A 259-nucleotide genomic window follows, 5' to 3' on the forward strand; every position below is an offset into this window, starting at 1 on the left:
GACTCGCCGGGACGCTCCAGCATGACGGCGATGCCCATAGCATTATCCATCAGCGAGGAGAGGACACCGCCATGCACGATCCCCATCATATTCATATGATGAGGCTGCACATCCAGGGTGACGACAACCGCTTCCGGGGTAGCGGAAGCCAGCTTACAGCCAAGATATCCCCAGAAGGTGGGCTCGGCCGCCTTGGCCATCGCCTCCATGTAGGCCTCCCGGTCAAATGTCGGCTGTTCGGCCTTCGGATCCTGGCTCG

General features: G+C 60.6%; 1 protein-coding gene. It reads right to left on the bottom strand.

Annotation, left to right across the window (positions count from 1 at the left end; genetic code table 11):
• On the bottom strand, nucleotides 1-259 hold a 259-nt coding region (locus tag ACSNOG_RS33565; RefSeq protein WP_436756446.1), incomplete at both ends, for a PaaI family thioesterase.

Source organism: Streptomyces sp. URMC 124 (genome assembly GCF_051386455.1).
Lineage (GTDB): Bacteria > Actinomycetota > Actinomycetes > Streptomycetales > Streptomycetaceae > Streptomyces.